Below are 17,563 nucleotides of genomic sequence, written 5' to 3' on the forward strand. Positions count from 1 at the left end.
GCAAGTTATGGCGATTTGCATTTCATGGCGAATACGCCAAGACTTGGAGAGTGTAGACAGCAGAGGGGCAATGCTGAGTGACTGAGAAGAATGGCGGCTCGACGACCGATGACCAGGAACCACTGCTTCCACTGATGACGCTTGATGATGTGTCTCAGCGGCTCCAGAAATTTCTAGAGCAAAATCCCTCTGCTTCTCTTAGTACTTTTGACCTTCCAAAAATCGGGCCTTGTCATAGGATCGAGAAGCCGTGGGGGGATCCTACGCTCGCGATTGCAATACCGACGGTCGAGGATGCGAGCTTTTTTGCCTCTCTGAATGCAGTAATACTGCCTGAAAGATTGTCGGCTCTCTGGCACGAGGATACTAAAGACTTAGAAATAATATGGACCGCGCTTCCTCTTTCTGAAAGTCAGATCGAGGTAAGTGGCCGAAAATTCATTTTTCAATATAGCAACAAAAGATACAAGTGTGAATTCGGGCCGTCGAGTGACCGCTTGAAACTCATGGCTTCGCTCACGATGCCTCTCACAAACCCATCTGCGTCTTAATTTCTATATGTCTTATTACGATGCAAAATCGCCTAGAATACTTGTGCATGATATTCATGATCCGGTCAAGCCTCGAAATAGGTATATTGCTGGAAAATTTCCTGAAGTAATTTCGGGGAGGGCGCTGGATGAGAACTTGATGAGTTTTTGGGATGCCACTAGGCAGCCGAACGCAATCCTCAGATTCATATTTTATTACAGAATCATAGAATATGCAGCATCGCATTATGTTGATAGCTCAGTACGGGCGAAGCTTGCCAAAGTCCTAGCAAACCCGGCGGTGTCAATGGATATTCAAAAATCCGTCGATTTAGTTTTGTCGGCCTACGACGGGGCGAGAGGGGATGACGTCCCAAGGTTCAATGCATTGCTTCAGCACGCGGTTGCTCCAGAGATTGTCTGGAAAGAGATCGAAAATAATAAGGCGGCTTTTGCCGAAGATGTAATTTTCGATGGCGGTTTCAAACTTAACGCGATTCTTGATAAGAATGAATCGCTTTCCACCTTCAGCAGGGGCGGGATGGTAAAGTTCGCCAATGCTATTCGAGGATTGCGAAATGTATTAGCCCACGGCAGGGATCAAAATACTTCGACTGCGATCACGCCAACGCCGCGCAACTTAAAATATCTTTCAGTGTGGGTAAACGCGATCGCTGCTGCGGCGGGCGAGGTTGTACTCTACGGGGCCAACCCCTAAATCATTTGTTGACATGTTGGAAACACAATGTCTGTGTTTGCAAGCCCAGTAAGCTGGGTATGGGAGAGTCGAATGGACAACGGTGGCTAAGCAGCGTTGGCTACGAGGATAGCCAGTTCGCCGCCCTTTTGGGCGGCGAACTTTTATATGGCTGCTGGCCTGCTTGCAACGAACCGGATCGAACCTTCCCCATGCCCCGCCTAGACACCCAATTCGCCCATCTCGGCCTCAACGCCACCGCCACCGTCGAGCCCCCCTTCGAAGGCGTGCCCTGGTACGCCGGCTACGAACAACGCCACGCCGCCGACGGGATCGAGGGCCGCCTCGTCTCGCAATACAGCTTCACCGAAAGCTGGGAATTCCGGGGACACGGGAATTCCGGGGACACTATACCTAACTACGCCTGCACGAATTCCGGGGACACTATACTTAATTTCGCCTACGCCGCCGCATAGGCCAGCACCGCGCGCACATCATCCTCGCACAGATAGGGGAAGTCGGCGGCGATCTCCGCCGGGGTCGCGCCGCCCGCCAGCATTTCCAGCACATCCTTTACCCGAACGCGCGTGCCGGTCACGACCGGACGCCCGCCACAGACCAGCGGGTCCACCGAAATGCGCGGGAAGCCGGCAAGCGTCATGCAAATTAAACTGGGTGTTTCTTTTGCATCGGTCAATATGCGATACTCCCCCAAAGGACGCGGCCCATGATCGAACTCAACCTCGACCCGGAACTCGAAAAGGCGCTTGCCGCTGCCGCCGCGCGCACGGGCGAAGCGCCCGCCGATCTCGCGCGCAAGGCGTTGCTCGCCTATCTCGAAGACCTTGAGGACTATGCGCTCGCCGTCGAAGCCAGCCGTGATCTAGATCGCAAGGACACGGTCTCGCTGCACGAGATGATGACGCGCTATAATGTGGAAGGTTGAGTTCAGCCGCCGGGCTGAGAAACAGATTGCGAAGATCGATGCCGAAGCGCGCAGCCGCATCCTGAAGAAACTCGCCACGGTTGCGCAGTCTGAAGACCCCCGCACGTCCGCCGAGCCGCTGACCGGCGGCTGGACTGGCTACTGGCGCTTCCGCATCGGCGACTATCGCGCAATCGCGGAGATCGCGGATGAATGCGTAACCGTGTTCGTGATCGAAGTCGGCCACCGCCGCGAAATCTATCGCTGACCGCAGGAGCCATCGATGCCCCGCCTCGACACCCAATTCGCCCATCTCGGCCTCAACGCCACCGCCAGCGTCGAACCCCCCTTCGACGGCATGGAGTGGTACGAAGGCTACGGCCAGCGCCACGCCGCCGACGGGATCGAGGGTCGCCTCGTCTCGCAATACAGCTTCACCGAAAGCTGGACCTCCTGGGAAGTCCATCCGCACGGCGCGGAGCTGGTCATCTGCACCGCGGGGGAGATCACGCTGATCCAGGAAGCGCCCGACGGCGCTACCACCCGCGTCACCCTCCACCCCGGCGACTATGCGATCAACCCGCCCGGCGTCTGGCACACCGCCGACGTGCCCCCCGGCACCACCGCCACCGCCATCTTCATCACCCCGGGCGCCGACACCGATCACCGCCCGCGCTGATCCGCCCGCTTGCATCGCCGCGCCGTCTGCGCTCTGATCGCGTCGCCCGACCGGTCGGGGGCCGTGGGGGCAGGGGCCGACGGGGCAGGGGGATATGATGGGGAACATGCTGGCGCTGCTGATCATCCTCGGCGGGATCGCCTTCCCGTTCATCGCCATGCCGCTGCTGTGGCGCCGCATGAAGCGCGTGCGCGACGCCTCCTATGACGCGGCACGCGCGCGCGAGCCGGTGCGGACGCCGTGGGAGGAGAACGAGGCGCGCGGCGACGGCCTCGCCACCACCCGCCGCGACGATCCCAACGAAGCGCTGATCGCGCTGGGCGATCGCGCCCGCCACAGCCGCTGGCCGCTCGACAACCAATAGCGGCGGCAATCGTGCGCATCGCCGGCCCGCTTGCGGAACCCACGCGCCCTCCGCGTGGTTCTCTCGCCATTCTTTCCGTTTTTCAGTGAGATCGATCATGGCCACGCGCACCCCCTCCGCCAAGACCAAGTCCGCGGGCACCCGCGCCACCACCCGCAAGCCGTCGACGCGCAAGGCGCCCGCACGCAAGGCGTCGACCAAGAAGCAGGATGCGGCCGCAGAGGGCGGGGCGACCACCGCCGCGCTGGGCACGCTGCGCCGCAACGCCTTCCCGATCGCCGGCGCCATCGCCGCGGGAGCCGCTGCCGCCGCCGCGATCTTCTTCACCCGCCGCGATGCCGACGCCCCCGCTACGGGCCACCCCGCGCCCGACCTTGAGGGCGACGCGCATCCCGGCCCCGACGATCGCGCCGCCCCGCATTTCCGCCCGGATATGGATGCGCAGATGACCGCAGCCGACCGCGCCGCGCTCGCCCCCGCGCTCGAACGCCCCACCATGGTCGCGGGCAGCGAAACCGACACCGCGCCGCCCGCCAGCCGCGCCTGACGCGTTCGGCGGGCGCGGGCAGGGGGCTTTCCTACAGACCCCGTTCCGGCATATCTGGATGGTCCTCTCCGTAGCGAAAGGACCACCATGCCTACGCCCGCCACGCGCGCATCCCGCAGACCCCGCACACCCGCATCCTCGCCTGACACGTGTCGCGTCGCTGTGGCGTCGCTGTCGCGCCGCCGTCGCCTCACTGTCGCCAAGCTGTCGCGTCACAGTCGCGTCCCGGTCGCTTCGCAGTCGCCTCGGCCCGAAACACCCCGTTTTTCGTCAGCTTCGTCGGACAGGTGTCAGCCGTCCCCCCGCTGCCACGGCCAGCGGCCCTCGATTTCCAGTTCCAGCGACAGGCTCAGGAGCGTCCGGATCGCCACGATGCCGGCCAGCACCGCGACGCTCGTCAGCGTCGGCTCGACCGCCACGGTGTTGATGATGTCCGCCGCGACCAGCAGCTCGAGCCCCAGCAGGATCGACCGCCCCAGGTTCGACCGCAGCGCCCGGTATGCACTCCCGCCGCCCGTTCCGGTCACGTCGCGGACGAAGCGATATGCCGACCACAGCGCCCCGATCAGGATCACCGCGATTCCTGCCAGCTCCACCCAGCGGGTGATCAAGTGAACCAGCTGCAACACCCCGGCATCGTCGATCATCGCTGCACGTCCTCCAGCATGTCGAGCTCGGCGGCCTTGCCGGCGTCGGCGGCGATCACGCTCAGGCTCCCGTCCGTTTCCAGCACAACCGCCGCCGCATCGGCAAGCCGCCCGATGCCCTTGCGGCGCAGCGCGGAGGCGACCTCGTCCGCCGTCACCCGCTCCGCCGTCATCGCATCGCGCTGCAGAACCCCGTCCTCGAGCAGCATCCTGGGCTCGGCGCGCACCGCATCGCGCACCTTGTCCGACCGGATCGATGCCCATGCGACGGCATATTGCAGCGCCGCCAGCATCGCGAACGCCATCGCCCCCTCGGCCAGCGCGACATCCTTGCTCAGCAGCACCGTCGCCAATGTCGACCCCAGCGCCACCGTCACCACCAGGTCGAACGCGTTGAGCTTCGCCAGCGCCCGCTTCCCGGCCGCGCGCAGCACGACGATCAGGATCACATAGGCGGACAGCGTGATGACGAAGACCCGCAACAGGCCCAATGCGTTGTCATAGAACATGCCCCACCAAGCCCCCGCGCGGCGCAAGGTTCCGCGCATGGCGCTTGGCAGCGGTCGCAACGCCTGCCACGCTGCGCGCATGACCGCTTCCCGCACCAGCCCCGCCGCCACGCTCGACCGCGAATTCGCGTGGTTCTCCGCCGTGCTCGATGCCCGGCTACGGAGCTATGCCGAACAGGACGTCGCGACCGAGGCGCCGCCGCCGCCCGCGCTGGCCGGATCGGATCCCTATGCCGCCGCCTGCACCGCCGCCGGGCTGGGACGGGACGAGCGTTCGGTCCTCGCCCTCGCGCTGCTACCCTGGTTCCGCCCCGCGGCGCTCGACCCGCTATCGCTCCGCAACGCCAGTACTGATCGGCACTTCACCGAATTCGGCGGCTTGCACTCCGAAGCCGGGCGACGGTTCGTCCCAACGCGGGAGACCTCGCTGTTCATTATCGCTGCGGACGACCTGGACCGGCGGATCGCCGCAATGCCGATGTTCGCCGCGACCGGCACGATGGTCCGCCATCATCTGCTGGTCCAGCAGGCGGACGATTACGCACCCTGGCTCCCCGTCGAGCCGCACCCGCAGCTGATCGAACGGCTGCTCGGCGGAACGGGGTAGGGGGGCTGAGGGGGCTTCCCTTGTAACTTTCCGCCTTCGGTGCCATATAGGTGCTGCTACAGTCGCAAATCGACGGTCTTCGGTGCTTTGCGGCCCTTCTTCCTTCTTTCCCTGCCTCCGCAGCCAGAGGTCCGTCCGCACGGGACGCGCCGACAATCGAAGGAAGATATCATGAGCATCACCGGTACCGTCAAATTCTTCAACGCCGACAAGGGCTATGGCTTCATCGCGCCGGACAATGGCGGCAACGACGCCTTCGTCCACATCACCGCAGTCGAGCGCGCCGGCATGGCGACGTTGAACCAGGACCAGCGCGTCAGCTACGAGCTGGAGCAGGACAAGCGCGGCAAGATGGCCGCAGTGAACCTGCAGGCGGCGGACTGATCGACCGAGGTCGTTGAAATCCCGGGCGGTGCGTTTCGGCGCGCCGCCCACTCACCTTCGAAGCAAAAGGGGAATGCCCATGGCCACCCAGACGCTCACCTATCGCCAGCATGCGGCAAAATGCCGCTCCGACGCGGACGCAGCGACACTCGACAATGTCCGCGACCGCAATCTGCGTGCCGAGGCCGCATGGCTCGCCATGGCGGACCGCCAGGAACGCACCGAAATCGCCCGCGCCCAGCGCGAGGCTGCCGTAATCCCCAGACAGGAAACCCAGTGAAGTCCATTTTCGACAAGCAGTTACGACCCGTTTCTCACGACCGCGCAACGATGCGCCCCCCACTTACCTTTCTTGCTCGCCGCACGCCTGCGGATCTCCGCGCCGCGGCCATCGCCCGCGCTGCCGTCGCCGAAGTGATCGGCTGATCCGGCCTGCTAAGCCACCACCCAGGCGTCGAGGATGCCGGTGGTGAGCAACATGGCGATCGCGCCGACCAGCATCCCGAGCAACGGCGTCAGCTATCCCACTTGATCGCTTTGGCGCCGCGCTTGAGCTTCAGAGTCCGGGAAATCCGCCCAGCACTTCGGCGATCGCGATACCGAGCAGCAAACCCAACGCTGCAAAGACCAATTCGGACAGCGACATCCCACGCTCGCTTTTGCCGACCAAGCTTCATCCCGCCGCCGCAAAAGAAAACCGCCGCCCCAGTTGCCCGGGACGGCGGTGTTTCGTCACGTCATCGAGGATGGTGCGATCAGAAGTTGTAGCTCACGCCGACCTTGATGCGCCACACCGAGCTCGAAACGTTGATCTGGTTGTCCGCGTCGAACGTCCCGCCGGTATAGCCGGTGACGATGTAGCGGCCCTGCGAGTCGACGCCCGAGGTGGTCGCGATGTCCTGAAGACCGGCGAACTGGCGACGGCGCTGGACGTTCCAGTTTTCGTCCAGAAGGTTCAGGAAGTTGTCGAACATCGCATAGACGCGGATCCGATCCTGGACACCGAACAGGCGGCCCGGTCCGGGCAGTTCCTGCGACAGCGACAGGTCGAGGTCGAAATACCAGTCGTTCTCGCAAGTATTACGCGGGATCGTGCGACCCTTATACTTATTTGCACAATCCAGCCCGTTCACGAAATTGACCAGGTTCGACACTGCAGTCGCGTTCGACGTGGGCGCAAGGTTCGGGTCGTTCACGCCGGTCGGGATATAGACCAGCGCATTGTCGTTGCCCGAGGTGCTGTCGGCGAACGTGCCGCCACCGCTCCAGGTCAGGCTGTACGGGCGCCCCGAACGTGCCACGAACGTCGCGCTCAGACTGGTGCTCAGGTCGGAGAAGAACTGCTCGCGGAACGTGGTCTGAAGCGTGATGTTGTGCTTGCTGCTATAGAAGCCGCGGCTCGCTTCGGGGTTCTGACGGTCGAATGCGGCAAGGTTGTCGTAGTTCGAACCGGCGGTCGAGTTGTACATGCTGCGGCGGTCATGCGCGTCGGTGAACGAGTAGCCGAGCGTGAAGAAGGTGGAACCACCTTCCGTGAACACGCCGCTGCGGAAGTTCTTCGACAGGATGAACGACGCGATGTGGCTGCGATAGCCATCGGTGTTCGTCAGCATCAGCTCGTCGTCGCGGCTGGTGTTGAAGCACGCCGTGGTCACGCCCGTCCAGACCGGAGCGGGATTGAGCCCGACCAGCTGAGCCGAACAGCCCGCAACCGTCGGATCGATCGCCTGATAGATCGGGCGACCGTCGATCGTATAGCCGTTCAGGCCGCGATCGATCCGCGGGGTCTGGCTGAGGTCTACCAGGCCGAACGGGTTCTTATACTCGCTGTAGATGTAGTCGAGGTTCAGCTTCCATCCGCTGAAGAACCCGCTGCTGGCGAAGTCGAGGTCCGACTGGAACCCGATGTTCGCACGCACGACCGTCGGCATCTTGATGTCCGGATTGATCGACTGGGCGTCACCCAGGCCGCGGGCCGCACTGGCCGAACCGGCCTGCTGGACGCAGGTCGGGACGCCGGTGAACGTGCCGCCGGTGACGACGTCCAGCGGACCAGTGCCACAGCCAGCGGCGCGGCTGTCACCCTGCGACACCAGGAAGCCGTTGTTCTGGAATGCGTTGCCGAACCACACCAGCGGATCGCCGCCAGAGAAGATCCCCACGCCACCACGCAGCTGACCGCGCGAGAAGACGGCGAAATCGCTCATGTCATAGGTGAAAGCGACACGCGGCAGCACCACCGGATCGATGTTGCTGAAGCCGGTGTTGTTCGGGAAGCCGTAGCGCGTGACGAACGTGGGGTTCAGCTGCGGACGGCCACCGTCATACCAGTCGGTCCGGACACCGGCGACGACGCTCAGGCGGTCGCTGACCTGCCAGGTGTCCTGCGCGAACACCGAGTAGATGTCGCGCGAGAAGATCGCGGCGGCATCGTTGATGTCGCCCGTCGCCGAATAGTTGCCATAGGCACCGATTGCGCTGCCCGACACCGCGTTCGCGCCGTTGGTGGTCGTGCTGCTGCCGTTGGACAGGATGCCCTGCTCCAGATCGGCGATGCTGCGGAAGGTCAGCGTGCCCGTGCCGTTCTGAACGAACAGGTTGTACAGGCTGGCATGGTTCAGCTCTGCGCCGATCTTGAGCTTGTGGTTGCCCAGCGCGATGTTGGCGACGGCGCGATACTGATCGATCTTCGTGCGAAGATCGTTCGACGAACGCGAGAAACCGGGGCCCGCGCCGACGGCGCCCGCGACGCCCGAACCGTTCGACCCGACCGCACCCGGGGTGTTGTCGATGCCGACGACGATGCGCGGGATCGGATTGCCCGACTGGGCTTCGCCACCGCCGACCGGGTCCTGCAGATCCTGCACTTCCGAACGCGAATAGCGCAATTCGGTCGAGAAGGCATCGCTCCATTGCGAATAGAGGCGGCCCGAATAGTAGTCGGACTTGGTGCCGCTCAGGTAGAAGGTGTTGGCGCCGACGATGGTGTTGGCAAAGGTGCCGCTGGTCGCCAGGTCGTCGGCACGCATCGTCGATTCCTCGAGATGCTGATAGGTGCCTTCCAGGCGATGGCGGTCGGTGATCTGCCAGTCCAGACGACCGAAATAGCGGTCGTTGGTGTACGGCCGGCTGGTCACGATGTCGCCGGTGTCGATACCATAGACGCGGTTCAGTACTTCGCGGACCTGGTTGAACTGCGCGACCGAGACGCCGGGGGTCGAGGTGGTGAAGTTGCCGCCGCTGGGGCCCTCGTCCTGCGAATACGATGCTTCCTGATGCTCGTAGGCGCCATAGAAGAACAGCTTGTCGGGGATGATGAAGCCGCCCAGGCTGGCGCCCCAGCGCTTCTCCGGCTCGACGCGCGAGATCGGCAGACCGGCGACCGAGTTGCCACGCATGCCCTGGTCGGCATATTCGAAGAAGCCGCCGCCGCTGAACTTGTTGCTGCCCGACTTGGTGACGACGTTGATCGCGCACCCGGTGAACTGGCCGTAATCGACATCGAACGGTGCGAACTGCACCTGCGTTTCGCGGACCGCGTCATAGGGGATCGGGGTCGACGAACGCGACGAGAAGCCGGTGTCGTTGAGTCCGTAGACGTCGCCCTGGGTGATGCCGTCAACGGTGAACGCGTTACCGCGATCGTTGCCGCCCAGGCAGGAGATGCGGTCCTGGCCCGAACCGCCATCGTCGCGATCGAGGCTGACGCGCGGGTCGATGCGCAGCACGTCACGCACGTCGCGATTGAAGCTCGGTGCGGAAGCAAGCACTTCGGCGCCGAATGAAGTGCCCGGACCGACCGCAAGCTGGGTGACGGCGACGCGCGTGCCGGTGACGACGATCTCGCCCGCGCCCGATGCCAGCGCGAAGGTCAGGCTGGTGTTGCCCTGAAGCGTGGTGACAATGTTCTCGACGGTCTGGCCTTCGAATCCATCAGCGTTCGCGGTAATCGTGTATGGCCCGCCGGTGACCAGCCCAGTTGCGCTGAACGATCCTCCCGAAGTCGTCGTCAGCGTACGCGTGGCGCCGGTGCGCGTGTCGGTAATGGTGACGGTCGAACCGGCCAGCGGCGCGCCATTTTCATCGGTCACGGTGCCGACGATGCCCGAGGTGATCTGCTGCGCACTGGCGGCGGCAGGAATGGCAAGCGCGGCAACGGCCACGCCCATGAACAGATGATTTCGCATTTTGGTCCCCTGATAGGATGGGCTCTTCAAAGCCTGCGCAAGCGGTGTCGTTCACCGTCCTGCGCTGCCCCATGGGGATGCTTCTTTGCGGAAATGTTACAGCTGTATCAAGTCCATTGTGCGTTGCAAAAAAGCATCACCCCGCAGAGGCTACGATTTCCGCCCATTTGGCCTCGTCGATCACCTCGATTCCAAGATCCGCGGCCTTTTTCAGCTTCGATCCGGCCCCGGGTCCGGCGACCACAAGGTCGGTTTTCGCGGACACCGAACCCGCGACTCGCGCGCCCAGTGATTCGGCCTGCGCCTTCGCCTCGTCGCGACTCAGCGTCTCTAGGCTGCCCGTGAACACCACCGTCTTGCCGCTGACTTCGGACGCGCGCGCTTCGACGATGAAGGGCGGCGGGGTGACCTCTGCCAGCAGATCGTCCCACACGCTGCGGTTGTGCGGCTCGTGGAAGAAATCGGCGAGCGCATGGCCCACGGCCGCGCCGACATTCTCGATCCCGATATGCTCGGCGATCGCCTTGTCCAGCCGCGCCGCGAACTTCGTTTCGCTCTCACCGATCGCCGGTGCCGTCGCCTCGCGCAGCGCGATGATCTGGTCTGCCAGCGCGGCGAGGGCGGGCAGGGTCTCCAGCCGCTTCATCAGGTCGCGCGCAGTGATCGCGCCGATATGCCGGATCCCCAGTCCGAACAGCAGCCGCGCGGCGTCGGGCTCCCGCTTCGCCTCGATCGCGGCGAGCAGATTGTCGACCGATTTCTCCTTCCATCCCTCGCGCCCCAGCAGCGCATCGCGATGACGCGACAGGCGGAAGATGTCCGCAGGTTCGGCGATCCAGCCCAGATCCAGGAATTCGGCGATCGTCTTCTCGCCCAGCCCCTCGATATCGAGCGCGCCCCGGCTGACGAAGTGCTTGAGCCGTTCCAGCCGCTGCGCCGGGCAGATCAGCCCGCCGGTGCAGCGTACATCCACCTCGCCCTCCTCGGCGACCGCTTCCGATCCGCATTCGGGGCAATGGTCGGGAAAGGCCCAGGGGGCGCGGGTCGCGTCCGGGGTCAGATTCTCCACGATCTGCGGGATCACGTCCCCCGCACGCTGCAGCAAAACGCGATCGCCCGGTCGCACGCCCAGCCGCGCGATCTCGTCGGCATTGTGCAGGGTCGCGTTGGTGACGGTGACCCCACCCACGGTCACCGGCTCCAGCCGCGCGACCGGGGTCAGTTTGCCGGTGCGCCCGACCTGGATGTCGATCGCATTGAGCACCGTCTCGGCGCGCTCGGCGGGAAACTTGTGCGCGATCGCCCAGCGCGGCGCGCGCCCCACGCTGCCCAGCCGCTCCTGCCAGTCGAGCCGGTCGACCTTGTACACCACCCCGTCGATGTCGAACGGCAGGTCGGCCCGCGCTTTCTCGATCTCGCGATAGACGGTCAGCGCCTGTGCGGCGGTGTCGGCGCCGCGGAACATGTCCGACACCGGAAAGCCCCAGGACCGGATCGCATCGACGACGGCGCTTTGCGTCTCCCCCGGAAGCGCCGCCACCTCGCCCCAGCCATGCGCCAGAAAGCGCAACGGCCGCGCCTGCGTCACCGCCGCGTCCTTCTGCCGCAGTGATCCGGCGGCGGCATTGCGCGGGTTGGCGAACTGCCGCGCCTCCTTGCCGGTCCCCTCCGCCTCGGCCAGCAGCCGTGCGTTGAGCGCCAGGAAATCGGCCTTGGCCATATAGACCTCGCCGCGCACCTCGAACAGGTCGGGCGCGTCGGCGGGCAATTCGGTCGGAATGTCCCCGATCGTCAGCGCGTTCGCGGTGACATTCTCGCCCACCCGTCCGTCGCCGCGCGTCGCCGCGAGCACCAGCTTGCGGTGCTCGTAGCGCAGCGAGCACGACAGCCCGTCGATCTTCGGCTCGGCCGTCAGCCTGACCGGCGCGTCGTCCTCCAGCTTCAGGAACCGCCGCACCCGCCCGACAAACTCCATCACCTCCTCGTCCGAAAAGGCGTTGTCGAGGCTCATCATCGGCTGCGCATGGGCCACTTTCGCCAGATGCCCGGCCGGCGCGGCGCCCACCTGCCGCGACGGCGAATCCGCCCGCACCAGCGCAGGGAACGCCGCCTCGATCGCGGCATTGCGCCGCATCAGCGCGTCATAGGCGGCATCGCTGATCTCAGGCGCGTCGTCGGTATGATACAGCCGGTTGTGGCGCGCGATCTCGACGGCCAGACGTTCGAGTTCGGCGGCGGCTTCGGCATCGGTGGCGGGCAGCGTGTCCATGGCTCTCCGCTACCGCGACGGCCTGTCCGCATCAACCGATCCCGCCCGAATCGCGCAGCGTGATCTGCCGACGCCCCGGCCTGTCCCACTTTAGGTAGTTTCCGCAGGCTCGACGCTTGGCCGTGCTCGTGAGCGATGGTAAGCCCTCCGCACCGGGGAGGGGTTTCTGGTGAATGACCAAGTGATGCGCACGTCCGCGGCGCATTATGATACCACGCTCGATCGCGCGGGGCTCGCCCTCGCGCTCGGCGGCGCATTGGGCGGCATCGTCGTGCTGTTGCTCGTCCTGGCGGCGGGGCAGCGGGATATCCTGGCGCTGTTTGCCTCCTGGGTGCTCGGCACCGTGTTCACGACGCTCGGCATCACGGCGGTGGGGGCGCCGCTTTGGTTGATCCTGCACCTCGCCGGGTTCCGGCGCGCGCGGCACGCCGGCGCGCTCGGTGCGCTGATCGCGCTGGTGATCTGCGTCGCGGGACAGACCTATGGCTTCGGGCTGATCGAGGCGCCGGTCAGCGACACCGGCACCTGGCTGTTTCGCTGGGCCAGCGCGCTGGCGACCAGCGCACTGCTGGCGATGGTGGCGGCCGGGATCGCCTTCGCCATGTGGCGCGTCGCCTATCGCCGGGTGGTGTGAGCGTCTCCTGATCCTCCCGCTGTCGGGAAGGATCAGGCCGGGCCCCTACGCTTTCCCCGCCGGGCATTCGCCCAGCCGCTTGCCGCTCGTCTTCGCCTTGATCTTCATCAGCCGTGCGCTGCCCGGCATCGTCGCCTGCATGTCGTTCTCGATCGCGAAGCTGTCGCCGGTGAAGCTTCCGGTGATCCGCATCGTCATCTTGCCGCCCTCGGCATCGCACGACAGCGTCCCGTCGATCTCGCCGCCGGCCATGGTGAACTTTTCATAGGTGCAGCGCCCCTGGCCGTTCGCCAGCACCTTGGCCGGCGGCGACTTGGCCTCCTCGGGCGTCACGCACGTCTTCCCGACCTGCTTCTTGTTGAGCATCGTCTGCGTCATCTGGTCTTTCATCGGCCCGGTAAGCCCGGGAATATCGACCGAGATCGTCTCGACGGTCGTCTCCCACTCGCCCGGATTGAACCGCGCGCCACCCGCCTCATCGACCTTCTTCGCGACCTCGTTGGGCGAGGCATTGGTCACGGAAACCTCGTCCCCGCCACAGGCAGCGAGGGCAAGGGCGGCGAAGGGAATCATGACCGTGACGCGCATATCTGGGCTCCTCTCTGGTTCGGGCCAAGGCTGGACCGGCGCACGGCAAAGCGCAACAGACGAGGTGCCGGGGCAGGGAAGTGTCACCGGAGTGACCGCTTTTGGCACGCGGGCTAGAGGACCGAAGCGGGGTGGTGAGCTGACCTATTCGCCTCTCAGCGCCAGATAGCCAAAAACACCTGGACATGTCGCTCGCGACCATCCTCCGCCGTGTTAGGCCATCGTTCTGACCTGAGACCGACGACGACACGGCTGGTGATAGCGCCGCCCCTCGCAAGGTAATTAAACACTTTGAATGATCGTGCCCGCGGAAGATCAGCAATTTCACCGTCGGTTGGATAGCCCTCGATCAGCATCTCTCCGCCGCATTTTTTAGCTTCGGACAGTACGGTCGTGAGAACCTCCTTGTGCCAGGCGGTCAGGTCAGACGAATTTCGCTCAAAGGTAAGAACATAAGGACCGGCGAAGCAGTGGCTGACCGGCGGAGCATGTAGGGCTTGAGCTGGCCCCGGTACGGCACTGCTCAGCGAGAGCACGGCGACTATTGCTCGAATGCTTGCTGCTCGAATGCTTGCGCTCATGTCCCAGCGTAGCACGCGCACCACCCTCCGCAACGGGTCGCGAGCGGTCAGGCAGCTTAATGTGTCCATGGCTTTGCGAAGATTGCGACGGCAGGCGACGCAAAATCGAACTCCTCCTGGCCGACCTGCAGTAAAGTGCCATTGTTCTTTATTTGTTCCCATTATTATGCTATCTTGCCGTAACGGAGGGCTACCCATGCAGCGCGCTTCCAATCGAGGTTTTTTCAGTGGCGTCACGTACCCGGCGCGTCGGCGTCGCGCACGCGTCGCTCTCCAGTCAAATCATGTCGCGTGCCAGTCGCGGCGGCGTCGCGTCCGCGACGCTGGGCTGTCGCGTTGCCGTCGCGACATCGTCGCTTCGGCGTCGCGGCACCGTCGCGTTCCTGTCGCGTTACACCTGTCTCGCTCTGGGGAGGCCTCGTGAAACCCGCATGTTTTTGTCAGCATCGTCTGTCAGCGTGACAGCTTCCCCCATTTGCACCCCAAACCTCAGGCCCCATATTCCCCCCATGGCGATCCAGATCCGCACCAGCCTTGCCGAGCCCGAAACCGGCCCCGGCTTCGTCCCCCACCGTCCGCAACGCCCCGACAAGAGCGAGGGCGGGCGGGCGTTCAAGCTGGTCAGCGACTATTCCCCCGCCGGCGACCAGCCGATGGCGATCGCCGAACTCACCGAAGCGGCATTGGCGGGGGAGCGCGATCAGGTGCTGCTCGGCGTCACCGGCTCGGGCAAGACCTTCACGATGGCGAGCGTCATCAACAACCTTCAGCGCCCCGCGCTGATCCTCGCCCCCAACAAGATCCTCGCAGCGCAGCTCTATGGCGAGTTCAAGAGCTTCTTTCCCGAAAATGCGGTCGAATATTTCGTCAGTTATTACGACTATTACCAGCCGGAGGCGTACGTGCCCCGGTCGGATACCTACATCGAGAAGGAAAGCTCGGTGAACGAGGCGATCGACCGGATGCGCCACTCGGCCACCCGCGCGCTGCTCGAACGCGACGACGTCATCATCGTCGCCTCGGTCAGCTGCCTTTATGGCATCGGCTCGGTCGAGACCTATTCGGCGATGATCTTCGATCTGAGGAAGGGGCAGGTGGTCGACCAGCGCGAGATCATCCGCAAGCTCGTCGCGCTCCAGTACAAGCGCAACGACGCCGCCTTCGCCCGCGGCAATTTCCGGGTGCGCGGCGATAGCCTCGAGATTTTCCCGTCGCACTATGAGGACACCGCCTGGCGGATCAGCTTCTTCGGCGACGATATCGAGGAGATCACCGAATTCGATCCGTTGACGGGGTCGAAGATCGCCAGCCTCGACAGCATCCGCGTCTATGCCAATTCGCACCACGTCACTCCGGGGCCGACGCTCAAACAGGCGATGGAGGCGATCAAGCACGAGTTGGCCGAGCGGCTCAAGGAACTGCACGCCGAGGGCAAGCTGCTCGAGGCGCAGCGGCTGGAGCAGCGCACCAATTTCGATCTCGAGATGATCGCCGCCACCGGCAGCTGCGCGGGGATCGAGAATTACAGCCGCTTCCTCACCGGGCGTCTGCCCGGCGAGCCGCCGCCCACTTTGTTCGAATATCTGCCCGAAAACGCGCTGCTGTTCGTCGACGAAAGCCACCAGACGGTGCCGCAGATCGGCGCGATGGCGCGCGGTGACCATCGCCGCAAGATCACGCTCGCCGAATATGGCTTTCGCCTGCCAAGCTGCATCGACAACCGTCCGCTGCGCTTCAACGAATGGGACGCGATGCGCCCGCAGACCGTCAGCGTCTCGGCGACGCCCGGCGGCTGGGAGATGGAGCAGACCGGCGGCGTATTCTCGGAACAGGTGATCCGTCCCACCGGCCTGATCGACCCGCCGGTCGAGATCAAGCCGGTCGAGGAACAGGTGCAGGACCTGATCGTCGAATGCCGCAAGACCGCCGAGCAAGGCTATCGCACGTTGGTGACCACGCTGACCAAGCGCATGGCCGAGGATCTCACCGAATATATGCACGAGGCGGGGATCAAGGTCCGCTACATGCACAGCGACGTCGAGACGCTGGAGCGCATCGAGCTGATCCGCGACCTCCGAATGGGGGTCTATGACGTGCTAATCGGTATCAACCTGCTGCGCGAAGGCCTTGATATCCCTGAGTGCGGCCTCGTCGCGATCCTCGACGCGGACAAGGAAGGCTTCCTCCGTTCCGAAACCTCGCTGATCCAGACGATCGGCCGCGCCGCGCGCAATGTCGACGGCCGCGTGATCCTCTATGCCGATCGCATCACCGGCAGCATGGAGCGCGCGCTCAACGAAACCGGCCGTCGTCGCGAGAAGCAGGAGGCCTATAACCGCGAACACGGCATCACCCCGACCACGATCAAGCGCAATATCGGCGACATCATCGCGCATGTCTCGTCCAAGGATCAGGTCACGGTCGAGATCGAGGATGGCCCCCAGCACATGGTCGGCCACAATCTGCGCGCCTATATCGAGGAGCTCGAAAAGAAGATGCGCAACGCCGCCGCCAACCTCGAATTCGAGGAGGCGGGGCGTCTGCGCGACGAGATCCGCAGCCTCGAGGCGGAGGAGCTCGGCCTCCCCGCCAACGAGCACAAGGCACCGGTGATGGGCCGCAGCAACGAAGGCAAGCCGGGGACGCGCAAGACCCGTTTCGGCAAGGTGCAGAAGAAGTGGGGCGGGGGGAGGCGCTGATGCGGTTGAGCCGGTCCGCCGCTTCGCCCATAAGGCGCGACATGCGCTCAATTCTCGCCCTCACGTCGCTCGCTGTTCTGGCTGCCTGCGCCCCTGTCATCCCGCCCGCCGCCGGACCCGCCCCGGCGCCGCCGGTCGCCGTTCCGGCACCGACGCCAACCCCGGCGCCGCCCCCGGCCGCCTTTGGTGGCGACTGGCGCGACTGGACGGTGGCGCGCGGCACCTGGGTCTATCGACAGGACGGGCAGGGGACGATCGCGCTGTTCGGCGTGCGGGAAAGCGATGCGGAACTGACGCTGCGCTGCGACCGCATCACGCGTCAGATCTATCTCTCCCGCCGCGGCGCCACGCCGGGTCCGATGACGATCCGCACCTCGACCACCGCCCGCGCATTGACCGCGCGGCCTGCGGGAGGTGCGCAGCCCTATATGGCGGTCGCGCTGGCGGTGAACGATCCCATCCTCGATGCGATCGGCTACAGCCGTGGCCGCTTCGTAGTGGAGATGCCGCCGCTCGCGCCGCTGGTCGTCCCGACCTGGGCGGAGATTCAGCGCGTGACGGAGGATTGCCGCCGTTGAACCGCTCGGATTCTTCACGCCGGAAAGACAAGATTCGCGCAAATTTAGTTACATTACAAGCCTTGTTCTATGCGCTGCATTGAACCACATTCGTTCTCGTACCCGGGCTGAGGTACGACGTTTCAACAAGCGAAAGGA

General features: G+C 64.4%; 21 protein-coding genes. 14 read left to right on the top strand and 7 right to left on the bottom strand.

The window, feature by feature from the left end:
• Positions 1-77 precede the first annotated feature (77 nt).
• From ABS767_RS11760 to ABS767_RS11770, 3 genes are all read left to right on the top strand, one after another.
• The gene (locus ABS767_RS11760; protein ID WP_408078532.1) at positions 78-551 is read left to right on the top strand and encodes a hypothetical protein; all 474 of its coding nucleotides are present in this window, start codon (positions 78-80) and stop codon (positions 549-551) included.
• 7 nt (positions 552-558) lie between these two features.
• Complete coding sequence (locus ABS767_RS11765) at positions 559-1,248, top strand: hypothetical protein (RefSeq protein WP_408078533.1); 690 nt, start codon at positions 559-561, stop codon at positions 1,246-1,248.
• A gap of 191 nt (positions 1,249-1,439) precedes the next feature.
• Complete coding sequence (locus ABS767_RS11770) at positions 1,440-1,703, top strand: hypothetical protein (protein WP_408078534.1); 264 nt, start codon at positions 1,440-1,442, stop codon at positions 1,701-1,703.
• On the opposite strand, the gene ABS767_RS11775 is transcribed toward ABS767_RS11770, so the two are convergent.
• Complete coding sequence (locus ABS767_RS11775) at positions 1,688-1,888, bottom strand: DUF433 domain-containing protein (RefSeq protein WP_408078535.1); 201 nt, start codon at positions 1,886-1,888, stop codon at positions 1,688-1,690. The genes ABS767_RS11770 and ABS767_RS11775 overlap by 16 nt on opposite strands.
• Positions 1,889-1,930: 42 nt before the next feature.
• On the opposite strand from ABS767_RS11775, the gene relB reads away from it, so the two are divergent.
• From relB to ABS767_RS11800, 5 genes are all read left to right on the top strand, one after another.
• Positions 1,931-2,173: a type II toxin-antitoxin system RelB family antitoxin gene (gene relB / locus ABS767_RS11780; RefSeq protein ID WP_408078706.1), complete on the top strand. Its 243-nt coding sequence runs from the start codon at positions 1,931-1,933 to the stop codon at positions 2,171-2,173.
• Positions 2,160-2,420 carry a type II toxin-antitoxin system RelE family toxin gene (locus tag ABS767_RS11785; RefSeq protein ID WP_408078536.1) on the top strand — a complete coding sequence of 87 codons (261 nt, stop codon included), beginning with the start codon at positions 2,160-2,162 and terminating at the stop codon, positions 2,418-2,420. Before relB ends, ABS767_RS11785 begins: the two co-directional genes overlap by 14 nt.
• Before the next feature lie 15 nt (positions 2,421-2,435).
• On the top strand, positions 2,436-2,831 hold the full coding sequence (locus ABS767_RS11790) for a cupin domain-containing protein (RefSeq protein ID WP_408078537.1): 396 nt from the start codon (positions 2,436-2,438) through the stop codon (positions 2,829-2,831).
• A 97-nt stretch (positions 2,832-2,928) separates the two neighbouring features.
• Positions 2,929-3,195: a hypothetical protein gene (locus ABS767_RS11795; protein WP_408078538.1), complete on the top strand. Its 267-nt coding sequence runs from the start codon at positions 2,929-2,931 to the stop codon at positions 3,193-3,195.
• A gap of 97 nt (positions 3,196-3,292) precedes the next feature.
• Positions 3,293-3,742 (top strand): hypothetical protein, encoded by a 450-nt coding sequence (locus tag ABS767_RS11800; RefSeq protein WP_408078539.1) that lies wholly within the window; start codon positions 3,293-3,295, stop codon positions 3,740-3,742.
• A 290-nt stretch (positions 3,743-4,032) separates the two neighbouring features.
• On the opposite strand, the gene ABS767_RS11805 is transcribed toward ABS767_RS11800, so the two are convergent.
• A complete protein-coding gene (locus tag ABS767_RS11805; protein ID WP_408078540.1) occupies positions 4,033-4,389 on the bottom strand; it encodes a DUF1622 domain-containing protein in 357 nt (118 codons plus the stop codon).
• Positions 4,386-4,898 (bottom strand): DUF421 domain-containing protein, encoded by a 513-nt coding sequence (locus tag ABS767_RS11810; RefSeq protein ID WP_408078541.1) that lies wholly within the window; start codon positions 4,896-4,898, stop codon positions 4,386-4,388. The genes ABS767_RS11805 and ABS767_RS11810 overlap by 4 nt, the downstream gene beginning before the upstream one ends.
• A 79-nt stretch (positions 4,899-4,977) precedes the next feature.
• Between ABS767_RS11810 and ABS767_RS11815 the strand changes: the two genes are divergently transcribed.
• From ABS767_RS11815 to ABS767_RS11825, 3 genes are all read left to right on the top strand, one after another.
• On the top strand, positions 4,978-5,505 hold the full coding sequence (locus ABS767_RS11815; protein WP_408078542.1) for a hypothetical protein: 528 nt from the start codon (positions 4,978-4,980) through the stop codon (positions 5,503-5,505).
• A gap of 171 nt (positions 5,506-5,676) precedes the next feature.
• On the top strand, positions 5,677-5,889 hold the full coding sequence (locus ABS767_RS11820; protein ID WP_408078543.1) for a cold-shock protein: 213 nt from the start codon (positions 5,677-5,679) through the stop codon (positions 5,887-5,889).
• A 79-nt stretch (positions 5,890-5,968) separates the two neighbouring features.
• A complete protein-coding gene (locus ABS767_RS11825; protein WP_408078544.1) occupies positions 5,969-6,169 on the top strand; it encodes a hypothetical protein in 201 nt (66 codons plus the stop codon).
• A 475-nt stretch (positions 6,170-6,644) separates the two neighbouring features.
• Here the strand turns inward: ABS767_RS11825 and ABS767_RS11830 are convergent, their stop codons facing one another.
• Positions 6,645-10,076: a TonB-dependent receptor gene (locus ABS767_RS11830; protein ID WP_408078545.1), complete on the bottom strand. Its 3,432-nt coding sequence runs from the start codon at positions 10,074-10,076 to the stop codon at positions 6,645-6,647.
• Positions 10,077-10,212: 136 nt separating this feature from the next.
• Positions 10,213-12,345: an NAD-dependent DNA ligase LigA gene (gene ligA, locus ABS767_RS11835; protein WP_408078546.1), complete on the bottom strand. Its 2,133-nt coding sequence runs from the start codon at positions 12,343-12,345 to the stop codon at positions 10,213-10,215.
• A gap of 169 nt (positions 12,346-12,514) precedes the next feature.
• On the opposite strand from ligA, the gene ABS767_RS11840 reads away from it, so the two are divergent.
• Positions 12,515-12,979, top strand: coding sequence for a hypothetical protein (locus tag ABS767_RS11840; RefSeq protein WP_408078547.1), 465 nt, complete (start codon positions 12,515-12,517; stop codon positions 12,977-12,979).
• 45 nt (positions 12,980-13,024) lie between these two features.
• Here the strand turns inward: ABS767_RS11840 and ABS767_RS11845 are convergent, their stop codons facing one another.
• Positions 13,025-13,567 (bottom strand): DUF3617 domain-containing protein, encoded by a 543-nt coding sequence (locus ABS767_RS11845; RefSeq protein ID WP_408078548.1) that lies wholly within the window; start codon positions 13,565-13,567, stop codon positions 13,025-13,027.
• 155 nt (positions 13,568-13,722) lie between these two features.
• Positions 13,723-14,217 carry a hypothetical protein gene (locus ABS767_RS11850; protein WP_408078549.1) on the bottom strand — a complete coding sequence of 165 codons (495 nt, stop codon included), beginning with the start codon at positions 14,215-14,217 and terminating at the stop codon, positions 13,723-13,725.
• Between the two features lie 440 nt (positions 14,218-14,657).
• Here ABS767_RS11850 and uvrB point away from each other — a divergent pair, with 440 nt between their 5' ends.
• Entirely contained in the window at positions 14,658-16,847 is a 2,190-nt protein-coding gene (gene uvrB, locus ABS767_RS11855; RefSeq protein WP_408078550.1) for an excinuclease ABC subunit UvrB, read from the top strand.
• Between the two features lie 41 nt (positions 16,848-16,888).
• Positions 16,889-17,425 carry a hypothetical protein gene (locus tag ABS767_RS11860; protein WP_408078551.1) on the top strand — a complete coding sequence of 179 codons (537 nt, stop codon included), beginning with the start codon at positions 16,889-16,891 and terminating at the stop codon, positions 17,423-17,425.
• The last annotated feature ends 138 nt before the right edge of the window (positions 17,426-17,563 follow it).

The sequence above is a fragment of the Sphingomonas plantiphila genome, assembly GCF_046000505.1.
Classification (GTDB): Bacteria; Pseudomonadota; Alphaproteobacteria; order Sphingomonadales; family Sphingomonadaceae; genus Sphingomonas; species Sphingomonas plantiphila.